This is a genomic window from uncultured Corynebacterium sp. (genome assembly GCF_947253065.1).
Taxonomy (GTDB): domain Bacteria; phylum Actinomycetota; class Actinomycetes; order Mycobacteriales; family Mycobacteriaceae; genus Corynebacterium.
Map to the genome: position 1 here is coordinate 64,190 of NZ_CAMXWS010000001.1, position 13,717 is coordinate 77,906.

14 protein-coding genes are annotated in these 13,717 nt (G+C 58.4%); all 14 read right to left on the reverse strand.

What is annotated here, in order from left to right:
- Nucleotides 1-41 precede the first annotated feature (41 nt).
- Nucleotides 42-1,643, reverse strand: a complete 1,602-nt coding sequence (der, locus tag Q0X21_RS00305) for a ribosome biogenesis GTPase Der (protein WP_297849698.1) — start codon at nucleotides 1,641-1,643, stop codon at nucleotides 42-44.
- Nucleotides 1,640-2,359: a (d)CMP kinase gene (gene cmk / locus Q0X21_RS00310; protein WP_297849699.1), complete on the reverse strand. Its 720-nt coding sequence runs from the start codon at nucleotides 2,357-2,359 to the stop codon at nucleotides 1,640-1,642. Before cmk ends, der begins: the two co-directional genes overlap by 4 nt.
- Nucleotides 2,359-3,339, reverse strand: coding sequence for a pseudouridine synthase (locus tag Q0X21_RS00315; protein WP_297849700.1), 981 nt, complete (start codon nucleotides 3,337-3,339; stop codon nucleotides 2,359-2,361). The genes cmk and Q0X21_RS00315 overlap by 1 nt, the downstream gene beginning before the upstream one ends.
- A gap of 11 nt (nucleotides 3,340-3,350) precedes the next feature.
- The gene (gene scpB, locus Q0X21_RS00320) at nucleotides 3,351-3,890 is read right to left on the reverse strand and encodes an SMC-Scp complex subunit ScpB (protein WP_297849793.1); all 540 of its coding nucleotides are present in this window, start codon (nucleotides 3,888-3,890) and stop codon (nucleotides 3,351-3,353) included.
- Nucleotides 3,891-3,933: 43 nt separating this feature from the next.
- Nucleotides 3,934-4,782: a ScpA family protein gene (locus tag Q0X21_RS00325; protein WP_297849701.1), complete on the reverse strand. Its 849-nt coding sequence runs from the start codon at nucleotides 4,780-4,782 to the stop codon at nucleotides 3,934-3,936.
- 37 nt (nucleotides 4,783-4,819) lie between these two features.
- Nucleotides 4,820-5,689, reverse strand: a complete 870-nt coding sequence (locus Q0X21_RS00330; RefSeq protein WP_297849702.1) for a ParA family protein — start codon at nucleotides 5,687-5,689, stop codon at nucleotides 4,820-4,822.
- 117 nt (nucleotides 5,690-5,806) lie between these two features.
- A complete protein-coding gene (gene xerD, locus Q0X21_RS00335; RefSeq protein WP_297849703.1) occupies nucleotides 5,807-6,712 on the reverse strand; it encodes a site-specific tyrosine recombinase XerD in 906 nt (301 codons plus the stop codon).
- A gap of 10 nt (nucleotides 6,713-6,722) precedes the next feature.
- Nucleotides 6,723-7,412 carry an NUDIX hydrolase gene (locus Q0X21_RS00340; RefSeq protein ID WP_297849704.1) on the reverse strand — a complete coding sequence of 230 codons (690 nt, stop codon included), beginning with the start codon at nucleotides 7,410-7,412 and terminating at the stop codon, nucleotides 6,723-6,725.
- A 12-nt stretch (nucleotides 7,413-7,424) separates the two neighbouring features.
- Complete coding sequence (locus Q0X21_RS00345; RefSeq protein ID WP_297849705.1) at nucleotides 7,425-8,420, reverse strand: copper transporter; 996 nt, start codon at nucleotides 8,418-8,420, stop codon at nucleotides 7,425-7,427.
- An 18-nt stretch (nucleotides 8,421-8,438) separates the two neighbouring features.
- Nucleotides 8,439-9,779, reverse strand: coding sequence for a putative cytokinetic ring protein SteA (steA, locus tag Q0X21_RS00350; protein WP_297849706.1), 1,341 nt, complete (start codon nucleotides 9,777-9,779; stop codon nucleotides 8,439-8,441).
- Nucleotides 9,780-9,879: 100 nt separating this feature from the next.
- Nucleotides 9,880-11,613, reverse strand: coding sequence for a DNA repair protein RecN (gene recN, locus Q0X21_RS00355; RefSeq protein ID WP_297849707.1), 1,734 nt, complete (start codon nucleotides 11,611-11,613; stop codon nucleotides 9,880-9,882).
- Nucleotides 11,614-11,661: 48 nt separating this feature from the next.
- Nucleotides 11,662-12,687, reverse strand: coding sequence for an NAD kinase (locus tag Q0X21_RS00360; RefSeq protein ID WP_297849708.1), 1,026 nt, complete (start codon nucleotides 12,685-12,687; stop codon nucleotides 11,662-11,664).
- Entirely contained in the window at nucleotides 12,687-13,514 is an 828-nt protein-coding gene (locus Q0X21_RS00365; protein WP_297849709.1) for a TlyA family RNA methyltransferase, read from the reverse strand. Before Q0X21_RS00365 ends, Q0X21_RS00360 begins: the two co-directional genes overlap by 1 nt.
- 5 nt (nucleotides 13,515-13,519) lie before the next feature.
- Nucleotides 13,520-13,711, reverse strand: a complete 192-nt coding sequence (locus Q0X21_RS00370; RefSeq protein WP_297849710.1) for a hypothetical protein — start codon at nucleotides 13,709-13,711, stop codon at nucleotides 13,520-13,522.
- Nucleotides 13,712-13,717 lie beyond the last annotated feature (6 nt).

A 13,717-nucleotide genomic window follows, 5' to 3' on the forward strand; every position in this document is an offset into this window, starting at 1 on the left:
TCCACCGACGGTCACGGTGCGGGTGACACGTCGAGTAGACGTCACTTGCGTCTCCGCGGGTTGCGTTCACGCACGCGCACGGCGAAACGAATTGGAGTGCCGTGGTAGCCGAACTGTTCACGGAATTTCCGCTCCAGGTAGCGGCGGTAGCCACCATCGAGGAAGCCGGTTGTGAACAGGACGATTGTCGGCGGACGGGTGTTCACCATGGTGGCAAAGAGCACCTTCGGCAAACGGTTATTCTTCATCGGCGGCGGATTCTCCGCGATCGCTTCACGGACCCAATTATTCAGCTGGCCGGTGGAAATACGACGATCCCAGTTCTCCAGCGCCGTGATCATTTCCTTCTCCAGACGGTGCAGGCCACGACCTGTCTCCGCAGAGATGTTGATCTTGGACACCCACGGCAGTTGGTTGAGCTGCATGTCGAATTCCCGGTCGAAGTAGTAACGCCGGTCCTCGTCCATCAAGTCCCATTTGTTGAAGGCGATGACCATTGCCTTGCCGGCCTCCAACACCATGGAAATCACGCGTTGATCTTGCTCGGTGATTTCCTCTGCGGCGTCGATAAGCACAACGCACACTTCGGCCGCGTCGATCGTGCCGCGGGTACGCAACGAGGCGTAATACTCGTGTCCGGTCGCGTTCTTGACCTTCTTGCGCAGACCAGCGGTATCAATGAAGCGCCAAAGGCGCTGATCAAGCTGAATCAGCTCATCGACCGGGTCGACAGTGGTACCCGCGACATTGTCCACGACAGCACGCTTCGACTTCGACAGCTTGTTCAGCAGGCTCGACTTACCCACATTCGGCTTGCCGACGAGTGCAACACGACGCGGTCCCTCCGTGATCGAGCTTGCTGCCTTCGGCTCCTTCGGGAAAGCTTTGACGATCTCGTCCAAGACATCTGCACCACCACGACCGTGCAGTGCGGAGACCGGCCATGGGTCGCCCAGTCCGAGCGAGTAGAACTCGGCGACATCACCCCACTGGGACTCGGATTCAAATTTGTTGGCAACGAGCAGGATAGGAACGTCCGAACGCTGCAGGTTACGTGCCATGAAGGCATCAGAATCGGTGACGCCCACATGAGCATCAACGACCATGACGATGACATCAGCATCATCCATGGCGGCCTCAGACTGGTGCGCGATGGAAGCGTGGATGCCCTTCGCATCCGGGTCCCAGCCACCGGTATCCTGCACCCAAAAGCGCTTGCCGGCCCAGTCGGCGAGGTAGCTGACCCTATCGCGGGTCACACCGGGGTGGTCCTCCACCACTGCTTCACGGCGGCCGAGAAAGCGGTTGACCAGGGTGGATTTACCCACGTTCGGGCGACCAACGATCGCGACAGTGGGCAAAGCCTCTTCGATGTGACCGTCCGGCGTGATGCCGTATTCCGCACCGATTTCTTCCCACTCTTCGTCGGTATATTCGTAGTCTTCGATCTCATCGCCGTTATCGCTGGCAGCATCGTCGCTACCGTAACTGTCGCCGAAATCAGCGGGACCGAATTCCGATTCGTCAAAGTCTTCGTAGGCCTCAGCCTCGGAAATCACTTCACCGTCATAATCGGCTGGGTTGAATTCGGTGTACTCGAATTGGGTGTCTTCGAGCGATTCGTTGTCCTTGCGGTCAGTCATCGCGCGCTCCTTTCAATGAGCGTGATCAATGCTCCCAAGACCTCTTCTTTAGTCATCTCAGAAGTGTCGATGATCTCGGCGTCATCTGCCGGGCGGAGCGGACTGGTTGCGCGGGAAGAATCCAGCTCATCGCGGCGAATCACATCAGCCAAAACAGTGTCATAGTCCGCCTCACGACCAGCTGCGATGTCCTGGTCATAACGGCGGGTGGCGCGCACCTCCGGGGAGGCGGTGAGGAAAGCCTTGGCAGGAGCGTCGATAAGCACGACCGTGCCAATGTCCCTGCCTTCGACGATCGCGCGGTGCGCTTCGTGGGCGAGCTTGCGCTGCAGCTCCACGAGGTTCGTGCGCACCTCCGGAATGGCAGATACCGCAGAGACATTCTGCGTGACCTCGCGCCCGCGGATTTCCGTGGCCACGTTCTCACCGTTGAGGATCACTTCGGTGGAATCAGGATCATCCGAGATCTCCAGCGGCAGGTCACGTGTTGCTTCAATCACGGCCTCAGTATTCTCCGGATCCACCCCGGCACGAAGCACAGCGAGCGTAGCCACGCGGTACATGGCACCGGTATCCACATACTTAGCGTTCAGGCGCTTGGCCAAGGCGCGACAGGTCGTGGACTTACCAGTGCCGGAAGGCCCATCGACGGCAAGAATCAGACCGCCATCAGGCATATTCGACAACGTAGCGAGAGAATCATTCGTCGTACTCATTACATTTCCACCGCCTTGTACAGTGCTGTCAACTCGGAGTCATTCAAAGCACGCATAGTGCCCGGCTTGAGCTCGCCAAGCTGAACCGTATGGATCTTCGTGCGCACGAGACGCTGAACTGGGAAACCGGCTGCCTTGAGCATGCGACGGACAATGTGCTTGCGGCCCTCGTGGATCTCCAATCGGACCAGTGACTGCCCCTGATAGGTATCCACGATTTGGGCGTAATCTGCCTTCGCGATTCCGTCGTCGAGCTCAATGCCCTTCTTCAGTTCACGCACCAAAGCGGGCTTAGCTTCGCCCAGTACCGTCGCCAGATATGTCTTAGACACCTGGTAGCGCGGGTGCATGAGACGGTTCGCCAACTCGCCATCATTAGTGAGCAGCAACAGACCTTCAGTGTCGGCGTCCAAACGACCAACGTGGAAGAGACGCTGGCCGGACACAATGCGGTCAGCAACCAGGTCGCCAACGCACGGGCGCCCAAGGTCATCTTCCATCGTGGTGTGCATGCCACGGGGTTTATTCAGCGCGAAGTACTGGTGTTCCTCGTTGACATTGATGCGCACACCATCGACGCGGATGATGTCCACATTCGGATCAAGGCGCACGCCTTGTTTCCGAATGATCTTGCCGTTGACCTCAACGCGACCCTCGTCGATCATCACCTCAGAGTGACGGCGTGACGCCACACCCGCCTGGGCGAGAACCTTCTGCAGACGAATGCCCTCATTCGGCTTCCTGCGCGGTGTACGTTTCTGTTCCTCGTGCTCAACGGCTTTTCCAAGCGGAGCAACGGGGTCTTCGCGTTCATCCCACCAATTATCTTCCAGTGGGTGAGCTTCAGCGTTTTTCGCCGCATTCTCACGCCGCTCATTCAAGCTGACGTTCTGGTGCTTTGCGGGTTTAGCGTTGGAGAGGAAGAACTTCTCGTCCTTCCCCCTGTCCGGTGTGCCTTCTCGGCGAGCGGTAGGAGTCATGGTTCCCCAAACTACCAGGCATCTTCGATCGAATCGACTTCCGGAAGCAGTGGCGCCAAGTCCGGCAGTCGATCAAGTGAATCAATACCGAGCTGCTCTAAGAACAATTCCGTTGTCACATACCGGTGAGCGCCCGTCGCGGCGTCCGGATCGACCTCCGCAATGAGTCCGCGCAACGTCAGCGTGCGCATCACACCATCGACATTCACACCTCGTACCGCTGCGACTTGAGCACGCGTTACTGGCTGGCGGTATGCCACCACCGCGAGGGTCTCCATCGCAGCACGACTGAGCTTTGTGTGCGCGCCATCGACCAGGAATGCTTCAACTGCATCAGCATTATCTGGCCGTGTGTATAGGCGCCAGCCTTCCGCGGTTTTACGCAGATCCATACCTGATCCCCGCTCATCGAGCTCAGCTGACCACTGATTCAAACACTCAGTGACCGCAGACTCTTCGACATTGAGCGCACCGGCTAGATCAGCCGCCAAGGCGGGCGTATCAATCACCAGCAGAATCGACTCGAGATGCGAGCGCAATTGGCTCACCATGGGCAAAGATGCTTCGGCTTCCACGTGCTTCTATTTCCCCTCACTATTCCCAGTTCGATGCAGCCACTACTGCTGGATCGACGTCTTTGCCAGTCCACGCGATATTAAGCTGGCCCAATGCTTCTTCCTGTTGGGCATCAATCGCATGAGCCTTATACAGCTCAAGTACTGCTAGGAACCTGCCGACGACTTCCATCGACCGGGTGCAATCCCGAGTCAGAGCCGTGAACGTCAACCAGTGCTCCGGACCCGCAAGCTTTAGCGTTTCCAGCAATCGTCCGGCCTGCTCTGGGACGGAGACCTGCTGAATGTGCAGGTGGTCCACTCGGACCTCCTCCGGCGGCTTCGGCCTGAACACTGACGCAGCGAGTTCCGCGAATGATCCCGGCGTATGCCCCAAATCCACTGGCGGAAGAATCTCAGCGAAGGCGTCCTCCATGCCGACTGCGCGCGGATACCTGCGCCGGGCATTGGCCTGCCACCGTTCGAATTGGTCTGCGACCTGTTGGTATGCCTTGTACTGCAAGAGGCGTGCGAAGAGGAGATCTCGCGAGGACAACAATTCAAGATCATCTTCATCGTCATCACCGTTGCGTGGCAGCAAGCGTTGGGCTTTGAGGTTCAACAGCGTGGCAGCGGTGACCAAGAACTCAGTGATCTCATCTAATTCCGCGGTCTCACCAAGCTGTTTCACGTATGCAATGAACTCGTCAGTGACCTCCGCCAAAGCTACTTCAGTCACGTCGAGCTTGTGGGAGCTGATCAGATTCAGCAGCAGATCATACGGGCCTTCAAAATTATTCAGGACCAGGGTGAAACCAGTGATCTCCGGCTGGTAGCCCTGACCGGAATATGAGGCATCGCGTGGATCAACCGGTTTTGCTGTGGTCATTGAGTCTGGCTCCCCTCACCTGGACCGAGGCGGGGTCCTAAGAGGTGCGCTCGATGACTTCGAGGGCCAAGTTGCGGTACTGCTCGGCGCCGGGGGAATTCGGCGCCCATGTGATGATCGGTTCGCCTGCCACAGATGTCTCCGGGAAACGAACGGTACGTGTGATCACGGTGTCAAAGACACGGTCACCGAAGACTTCCACGACGCGGTCCATGACCTCACGAGCATGCGTGGTCCGTCGGTCGAACATGGTGACCAGGATTCCCACGATGTCCAGGTCGAAGTTAATGCGGTCCCGGACCTTTTCCACCGTGTCGGTGAGCAGGGCCAAGCCACGCAGGGAGAAGTACTCGCATTCCATGGGAATGATCACGCCCTGCGAGCACGCAAGAGCATTCACCGTGAGCAAACCGAGCGACGGCTGGCAGTCGATGATGATGAAGTCATACTCCCCGCGCACTGGACGCAGCGCACGGCCAAGAGTTTGCTCACGACCGACCTCGTTGACGAGCTGGATCTCCGCAGCTGAGAGGTCAATATTCGCCGGCACCAAATCTAGTCCGGAGACATTCGTGTGCTTGATCGCTGCATGAATTGACGAAGTGTTATCCAACATCAGGTCATAGACCGTCACCTGGTCCTCATCATGCGAGACATTCAGGCCAGCAGAGAGCGCACCCTGGGGATCAAGGTCGACGAGAAGGACTTTGCGTCCCTGCTCCGCCAAACATGCGCCCAGGTTGATCGACGACGTGGTCTTACCCACGCCACCTTTTTGGTTGACCATCGAAATGATCGTGGCGGGACCATGCTTTTCCAACGGTTCTGGTTGGGGAAGCTCACGCAAAGGCCGACCAGTCAGGCCGACTTCCGCCTCGGAAGCGCTAAAAAGTCCGTCCTCCGTCACCGCCACTCCTTTTAGTGTTCCCGTGAACGCTCTGCCATTACGGCGCCGCTGCCAATCAAAGATCAACTGAAACGACGCGGTTGATGGTCATCTTACACGGGTGTCATTTGCCCGCACTTACGAACGGGGATGCGCAGTGGCCCACACTTCACGCAAGTTTTCTGGTGTGACGTGGGTATATATTTGAGTCGTTGTTACGGAAGCATGGCCGAGCAATTCCTGGACCGTTCGCACATCTGCTCCCCCCTCAAGCAGGTGGGTGGCAAATGAGTGCCTCATGGTGTGTGGAGAGATTTCCTTTTCAATCCCAGCACGCGATGCCGCATCTTTAATGATCGCCCAGGAGCTCTGACGCGACAGCGCGCTGCCGCGCTTATTCAAGAAAACAGCATGCGATTTCCCCTTCGACAGCGCGGGCCGGCCACGCACCAAATAGGCCTCGAGTGCTCGTTGCGCGGCCCCACCAACAGGCACAATGCGCTGCTTATCACCCTTGCCTGTCACTTTGATGAAGTCACGGGTCTCCGCAATATCGTCGACCACAAGGGCCAATACTTCTGAGATGCGTGCCCCGGTGGCATAAAGCACCTCGAGCAGCGCCTTATCACGCAGCTGGGTCGGGGTCTCGGTCGGGCAGGCGTCGAGAAGCATGCCGACCTCGTCGATCGTGAGCGTATCCGGAAGCTTCTCCCCTAGCTTCGGTGGCGAGACACCGGCGGCGACATCGGCTGCGACAACACCTTCAGAGACCGCGAATTTGTGCAGGCCGCGCGCAACGACGAGGGCACGGCTTGCCGACGCCGCCGCGAGCCCCTTCCTTCCCTCGCTCCCTCGCCGGAGGTCCGCCACATAGTCTTCAAGATCCGTGGATACGACCTCGCCCAAGTCAGTTTTGCCTGCATCTTCAAGCCAATTGAGGTAGCGCTCAACATCACGCCGGTAATTGCTCAGCGTATTGGCGGAGACTCCCCGCTCCACTGCGAGATGGTCAAGCCAGAGTTGGCCGACCGTACGTGCGTCCACTGCGAGCCTTCTACTTCTTGATCCGCTTCATATCCGGTTCAATCCCCTGGCTCCGGCGACGTTTCGCCATATGTGTTGGGCGGAGCTTAAAAGGGATGTCCGTGCTGCGCGCCTCGGCACGCCCGGCAAGGACTTCAGATGCACTGAGAATGCCAGCGATGGCAATCGAATTAGCTATCTCACCAGTCATGACGCTCGTCCGCGCCTGTTCCAGCGGCACCCAATCGAAAGCCATATCGGCTTCCTCTTCTTCGGCTTCGGGACGCTTGGTTTCGTTGAGACCTGTGGCCAGAAAGACGCGAACTGCTTCCTCAGCGAATCCCGGTGAGGTAACAAGATCCACCAATACCGACCAGGAATCCGCAACAAGCCCTGCTTCCTCAACCAATTCGCGCTTGGCTGTTTCAAGCGCATCTTCGCCAGCGAAATCCAGCAGCCCTGCGGGCAGTTCCCACAGTCGACGGCCGACGGTGTGCCGGTATTGCTCCACCATGGCGATTCGGCCGTTGTCATCGACAGCGACAACAGCTACCGCACCGAAGTGTTCGACTACTTCACGGTGTGCTGTCGACCCACCCGGCATGGTGACGGTATCGCGGCGGAGGGCGAGAATCGGAGCGTCGATAAGCAGCTCCGATTCCGTGACCTCAAAGACATGACGCTCTTGCTGCGATGAGGAATCATTCATGGAGCTCACCATAGCGCTGAGAAATTACTCAGCTGGGCGTGCTGCTGGCTTCGGTGCGGGCATTTCGGCATTCGCATTGGATGCCGAACCGTATGCGCCGGAACCACCATTGATCTGCTCAGCAAGCGCGAGAACAGTGGAAATTCGTCCAGTCTCAGAATCAAGCGAGTCGACCGTGGAAACCTTCGCCTTCTCATCCGCGCGGAGCTGATCCAAGGAACCATTCTCCGCGGCTGCACCACGGCGTCCAGCGAGCACTACCGCATCACCCTTGGAATCAAGACCACGTGCGAAATCAGCAAGCACTGTCGAAGCAAAAGAGGCAGCTTCGTCGCGAGTCTCAGCCCCATCCTCATCATCCTGACCACCAGTGATCACGATGATGCCTTGAGCCGGAGTGATCGTGCCGTCCTCATACTCGATGAAGCCAGCATCACGCAATGCTTGCAGGACCACAGCGCGGTCCTCCACAGTGGCCAGTGGCTGGTCACCCTTCGGGTCGTACATCAATGCCGCGCCAAGCGACTCACCGGCATGAATACCGGGTGCCTGGTTGTCCACGGAGAGCTGTGCGCCTGCCGGAAGCGTATTAGCGATGATCGAACGCAGCTCATCCGCGCCCTCAGCGGAGAGGAATTTATCAGTCAGTGTGATCTGACCAGATGCCGTACCACCTGCCTGCTTTGCCAACCAGCTGGTCACATCCACATCGTCCTGCTGTGCATCCGGAGTACGGATGACGAGGAATGGGCGCTGATCGAGAGCCCCTTCGACGATCTTGGTCGAAGTGTTGGCCAGCAAGGCATTGGCGGAATCAGCCTGACGCTGCGTAGCCTCATCGGCCTCGCCGCCGCGCTTACCGCCCTCAGATGATCCGTCGAGGTAATTGAATCCGTTATCAGCAATCGGGGCCATGGACGGCGCAACGACCAGGGCACCAAGGGCAAGCCCGCCGGCGAGGCCCCAAGCGAGGCCGCTGAACACCCAACCCGGCGCACCGGAATTCTTCTTCTTAGGCATGGTGACGCGATCCTCCTTTTAGCGGTTGAAGAGATTCTGGACGGCCAGAGCAAAGTTATTCCAGGTGTCCACGAGGTTGTCTACGAAATTTCCGTTGCCCGTCAGGCCCACAATCAGGATCACGGTCGCGGCAGCAACGAGCAGGCCAAGGATTGCCCATGCCCATGCGATTCCTCCACCGCCAGAGCCCTTCTCATAAAGGCTCTCGATCACGCTGGAATCAATGATGCGGTTGCCCGCCTTCAGGCGAGTCAACATCGCAGCCGGGGTCGCTTCCTGGCTACCAGCAAAGATCCGGTCCAAGTCCACGGGGTCACCAACGGTCACGATGGTCTGCGCATCATGGAAGACCGCCAGCAAAATAGCCAAGTCTGTTGCAGAGTCAGTTGCCGCCGGGAACGTCACGGCGCCGACTCCGAGATCCTGAATGCGCTCGAGCCCTGCCGCGTGCCCATCCGGGTCTGCAGGAAGGATCACACGAGCATCGCCGCGCAGAGTGTCAGAAGAGATATCCGCTGGATCACCAACAATGAAATCGCACGAGTAACCAAGGTCCAGCAGAGTATCCGCCGCCGCACCGACGCCGATGATCACCGGCTGGAATTCACGAATGAAGTGACGCAGGTTTCCCACACGCTCACGAGTATCCACAGTCGGGCTGACAATCAGGACCTTGCGGTTATCCATGGCGTCGCCGAGTTCGGGGACACCGACGCCGTCGACAAGCAATGGCGATTCGGTGTGAATGAACTCGATCGTATTGCCGAAATAAGCCTCCATGTGGTCGACGAGGTGCTGCTGCGAGGCGTCGAATGCCGCATCAGCCGCCGCACGGTCCACAAGATCAGTCTGAGCAATCGCCTTACGACCAGCGATGACTTCACCTTCTGGTGTAACCGCGCCTTTCTTGCCGTCACGGAAGGCACCACGTGTCGCTGCCCCAGCATTCTCCAGCAACGGAATGCCAGCATCGAGCAGAAGCTGTGGGCCATAGTTCGGGATATTGCCCGAAGAAAACTGCGCGATATTCACAACAGCACCCGGACGCTTTTCGACGAGCGCCTGCGCCTCACGCCGACTCATATCCGGCGCATCAACAACAGCGATATCGCCTTCACTCAGCTTGCGCAGGCCCTTGCCCTGTGGAGTGCAATCACGCAATGCACCTTCGATGGAAGACTTCAGCTTCGCCTTCTCAGCCTTTGCCGTAGCAGGCGTAGTCTTCTCCGACGTTGTGGCCTTGCTGGTCGCAGCTGCAGGCTTTTTCGTGCTGTTCTTTCCGACGCTTGCGGCACTCGTCGTGCCGGTCTTGGCGCTGGTGCCGTTCTTTTCGGCAGGGGTACGGGAAGTTGAGCTCATGGCAACAGATCTTGCCCGTTCGCGCTGTATATTCGGTGAAGGCGCGCGGGAAATGCATCAATTCAATCAGCCAAGTGTGGGCGGGAGAAGCCCTGTACGACTATGCGCCGGCGCGGTAGCTCTCAACGTCCTGCCGCGCTTTGTCCAATAGCTCAGCTGCGTGAGCACGTCCGGAAGCTGAATCATCCATACCTGCCATCATGCGGGCTAGTTCATCGACCCGGTCTTCGCCGGCAAGCTCCCGTACACCGGAGGCAACTGTCTCATCGCCCACGTTCTTGGACACGTGAAGGTGATTGTCGGCATAAGCCGCCACCTGGGGCAAGTGAGTGACCACGATGACCTGGTTATTCAATGCCAGCTTGGCGAGTCGACGCCCGATCTCGACAGCCGCTCGGCCACCCACTCCTGCGTCCACCTCATCAAAGACCAATGTGGCGCCACTGCGCTGAGCCGACAAGATCACTTCGAGGGCCAGCATCACGCGGGAGAGCTCACCGCCAGAAGCGTTCGATGCCAAGGGCTGTGGTTCAAGCGCATCATTCGGGGCCAGGCGAAGTTCCACTTCATCGGCGCCGTCCCGATCAAAATCGCCGTCTTCCACACTGACCGTAAGCCGAGCCTTCGGCATTGCTAAACCGCGAAGCTCCTCAGTGGCTTGTGTACTCAATTTCTCCGCGGCAGCACGACGTGCCTTGGACAGCTTCTTCGCTCGAGTAACCATCGCCTTGTGGCGCTCGGCCACCTGTTTCTTCAGTGCATCCAGTGCTTCAGCCGAGGTGTCGATCGATTCCAGCCGCGCCTGCGCTTTCTCCCGCCACGCGAGAACACCAGCGAGGTCTGGTGCGTATTTCCTCGTCAGGCCTTTCAGCTCCTGCTGGCGCTGAAGCATCCGCTCAAGCTCTTCTGGGTCGCTTGGCAATTCAGAGAGATAAGCCCCGAGTTCGCCGGAGACATCAGCAAGCACCGATGCGACTTCATTAAGCTGCTCCCCCAGCGCTCGAAGTTGCTCATCACTTGAACCACTCAGCGCACCGGAAGCACGCCCGACCAGGTCGGAGGCTGCTTCTTCCTCGGCACCAAAACCACCCACGGCTTCTGCACCATCGATAGCAACGATCGCCTCTTGGGCTGCCTCACGCAAAGCGTCGACATCCTGCAAGCGATTGACTGCAGCAACAAGATCGGTATCCTCGCCAACTTCTGGGGCGACTTCATCGATCTCCCCGATGGCATAAGTCAGACGGTCCACTTCTTGCGCGAGCTCGCGACGCTTATTGACGCGCTCCTCATAGTCCTTGGAGGCTTTCCGCCACGCAGTGAATGCCTCGCGGTAGGTCTCCTTCAAAGGCCCGATCTTCGGGTCGTAGGAGTCGAGCGCGCTCAGCTGTTCTGCCGGTGAAAGCAAACGCAACTGATCATTCTGACCATGAATAGTGAGTAACTCACCCGTAAAACGGCTCAATGTCGCCGCAGGAACGGTCCGTCCGCCCAGGTGAGCCCGGGACCGCCCAGTCGATTTCACCGTGCGGGCAGCAAGGTATTCGCCGTTCTCATCGGCAGTGGCACCGGCTTCGTCGAGAAGCTCATCCAGCGCTGCTTTGGATGAATCATCCAGCTCATCCGCGTTGAAAGCCCCCTCAACACCTGCTTGCTCGGCCCCTGTGCGCACCTTTGACGCATCTGCGCGACCACCCGTGAGCAGCCGGAGGCCCGTAAGCACCATCGTCTTACCCGCGCCTGTCTCGCCCGTGAGCACGTTAAGCCCAGGGGCGAATTCCACGTGCGAATGAGGAATGACGCCGAGGTTATCGATGGAGATTTCTACGAGCATGCAGGCCTTTTGAAAACTAGGAGTCAGTGCGAAACGTGAGCAGTGAGCTTAGTGTGCTTTGCGGCGAGTCACGGAATCCGAATACGAATAGTCATCTTTTACCACCGGTCCGCGCCAGCCGTTGACCGGCAGATGAAGCTTACGTACAAGACGGTCAGTGAACGGACTGTCATCCAAGCGCACAAGCCGCACCGGACGGTGCCCACGCACGACTTCCAAGCGTGAACCGGGAGGCATATCCACCTGACGCAGACCATCCAAGACGACCTTGGCGTACGTCGTAGTGATCAAAGATTCCACCGCCACCGTTGATTTAGGAGCGACGACCAGTGGAGTGGTGAACAGCGCGTGCGCATTATTTGGCACCACGAGAATCGCGTCGAGCGACGGCCACAGAATCGGACCGCCCGCTGAGAAGGCATATGCCGTCGACCCGGTCGGAGTGGCGATGAGTACACCGTCGCAACCGAAAGAGCTCACCGGGCGGAAGTCCACCTCGAGGATCGCATCGAGCACACCACTACGGTCGATATTTTCCAAGCTCGCCTCATTGAGTGCCCAGCTCTCCCCCACGAGGTCATTATTTGAATCGTGCACGGAGATATCGATAGTCATGCGATTGACCACACGATAGTTCCGGTCGATCACCCGACGAATCGCCGTTTCCAGGCTGTCTTCTTCCCACTCGGCCAAAAAGCCAATGTGACCAAGGTTGATGCCCAGTACCGGAACGTCCTGCTCACGCGCCATTCCCGCCGCACCGAGGAACGTGCCGTCGCCACCGAGGACGAGCACGAGCTCACAGTCTTTCGCTGCGTCTGGTCCAGGATCAACGGTGTCCAAGCCCGCGAGCGAAGGATAGTTATCGGTGAATGGAACATCCCGGTCACCGAGCAAGCGCACAGTAATGCCCGCTTCAAGCAACAGTTCAGTCGCACGAGCAGCTGAAGCGATATTTCCCTCGCGGCGAGTGTGCGGAACGAGGAGAACAATGCGTTCGCTGTTATCTCCCGCAGGTTGAGTGCCTGCAGCTACGTCAGCGCCACCTTCCTCAAAGGCAACATCAGCAGCCATTAATTCTCCGGTCCTTCCTCTACAGCCCGATGAATCATCTGGGCCAGTTCAGCGTCGCTCGGTGCGCTCACGCCACCGTCGCGGACAAGCCATAGGAAGTATTCTACGTTGCCACTCGGCCCAGGAAGGGGCGATGCAGTGGCGGCACGACAACTCAATCCCAGATCGAGCGCTTTTCGTGCGACATCAAGGGTGACTTCCTCACGCAATTCTGCCGAGCGGACAACGCCACCACTGCCAAGGCGATCCTTGCCCACCTCAAATTGCGGCTTCACCATCGGAAGAAGATCAGCTCCTTCCGACATGCACGCTGCAATTGCGGGAAGAACGAGCTCCAGCGAGATAAACGAGAGGTCACCGACCATGAGGTCAGCCGGTCCATTCATCGCTTCTGGTGTGAGGTGACGGATATTCGTGCGGTCGAGCACCGTCACGCGATCGTCGTTTTGCAAACGCCAAATTAACTGGCCATAGCCAACATCCACGGCAACTACTTCGCTGGCACCGCGCCGCAATAGAACATCAGTGAAACCGCCTGTCGACGCCCCCGCGTCCAGCGCACGCTTCCCTTCGACGGTCAAGCCCAGTGGTTCGAAAGCTTCGAGAGCACCGAGCAATTTGTGGGCGCCACGGGAAGCCCAATCATCACCGTCAACATGGGCGACCTTGATGGAAGCATCCGGCTCGACGATGGTGGCTGGCTTCTTTGCCACAAACCCGCCGACTTCTACCCGGCCGGCCTTAATCCACTCCACCGCCTGCTCGCGTGAGCGTGCGATCTTACGGCGGACAAGCTCAGCATCGAGCCTTCTTTTTGCTGGTGGCATGAGTCCTATTCCCCGTCCTGTAGTGCATTCGCGAGAACCCCGTACGCAGCTTCAAACCGAGCTAGCTCGGCAGAAAGTTCATCGGTGTCGTCGATGACATCGGTGTCTTCAACAAGCGCATGCTCATACTGATCACGCAGTTCATCAACGCTGATCTGCGGTGTGCGCCGGTCATGGGGTTTCGGACTGGGCTTCATCAGATG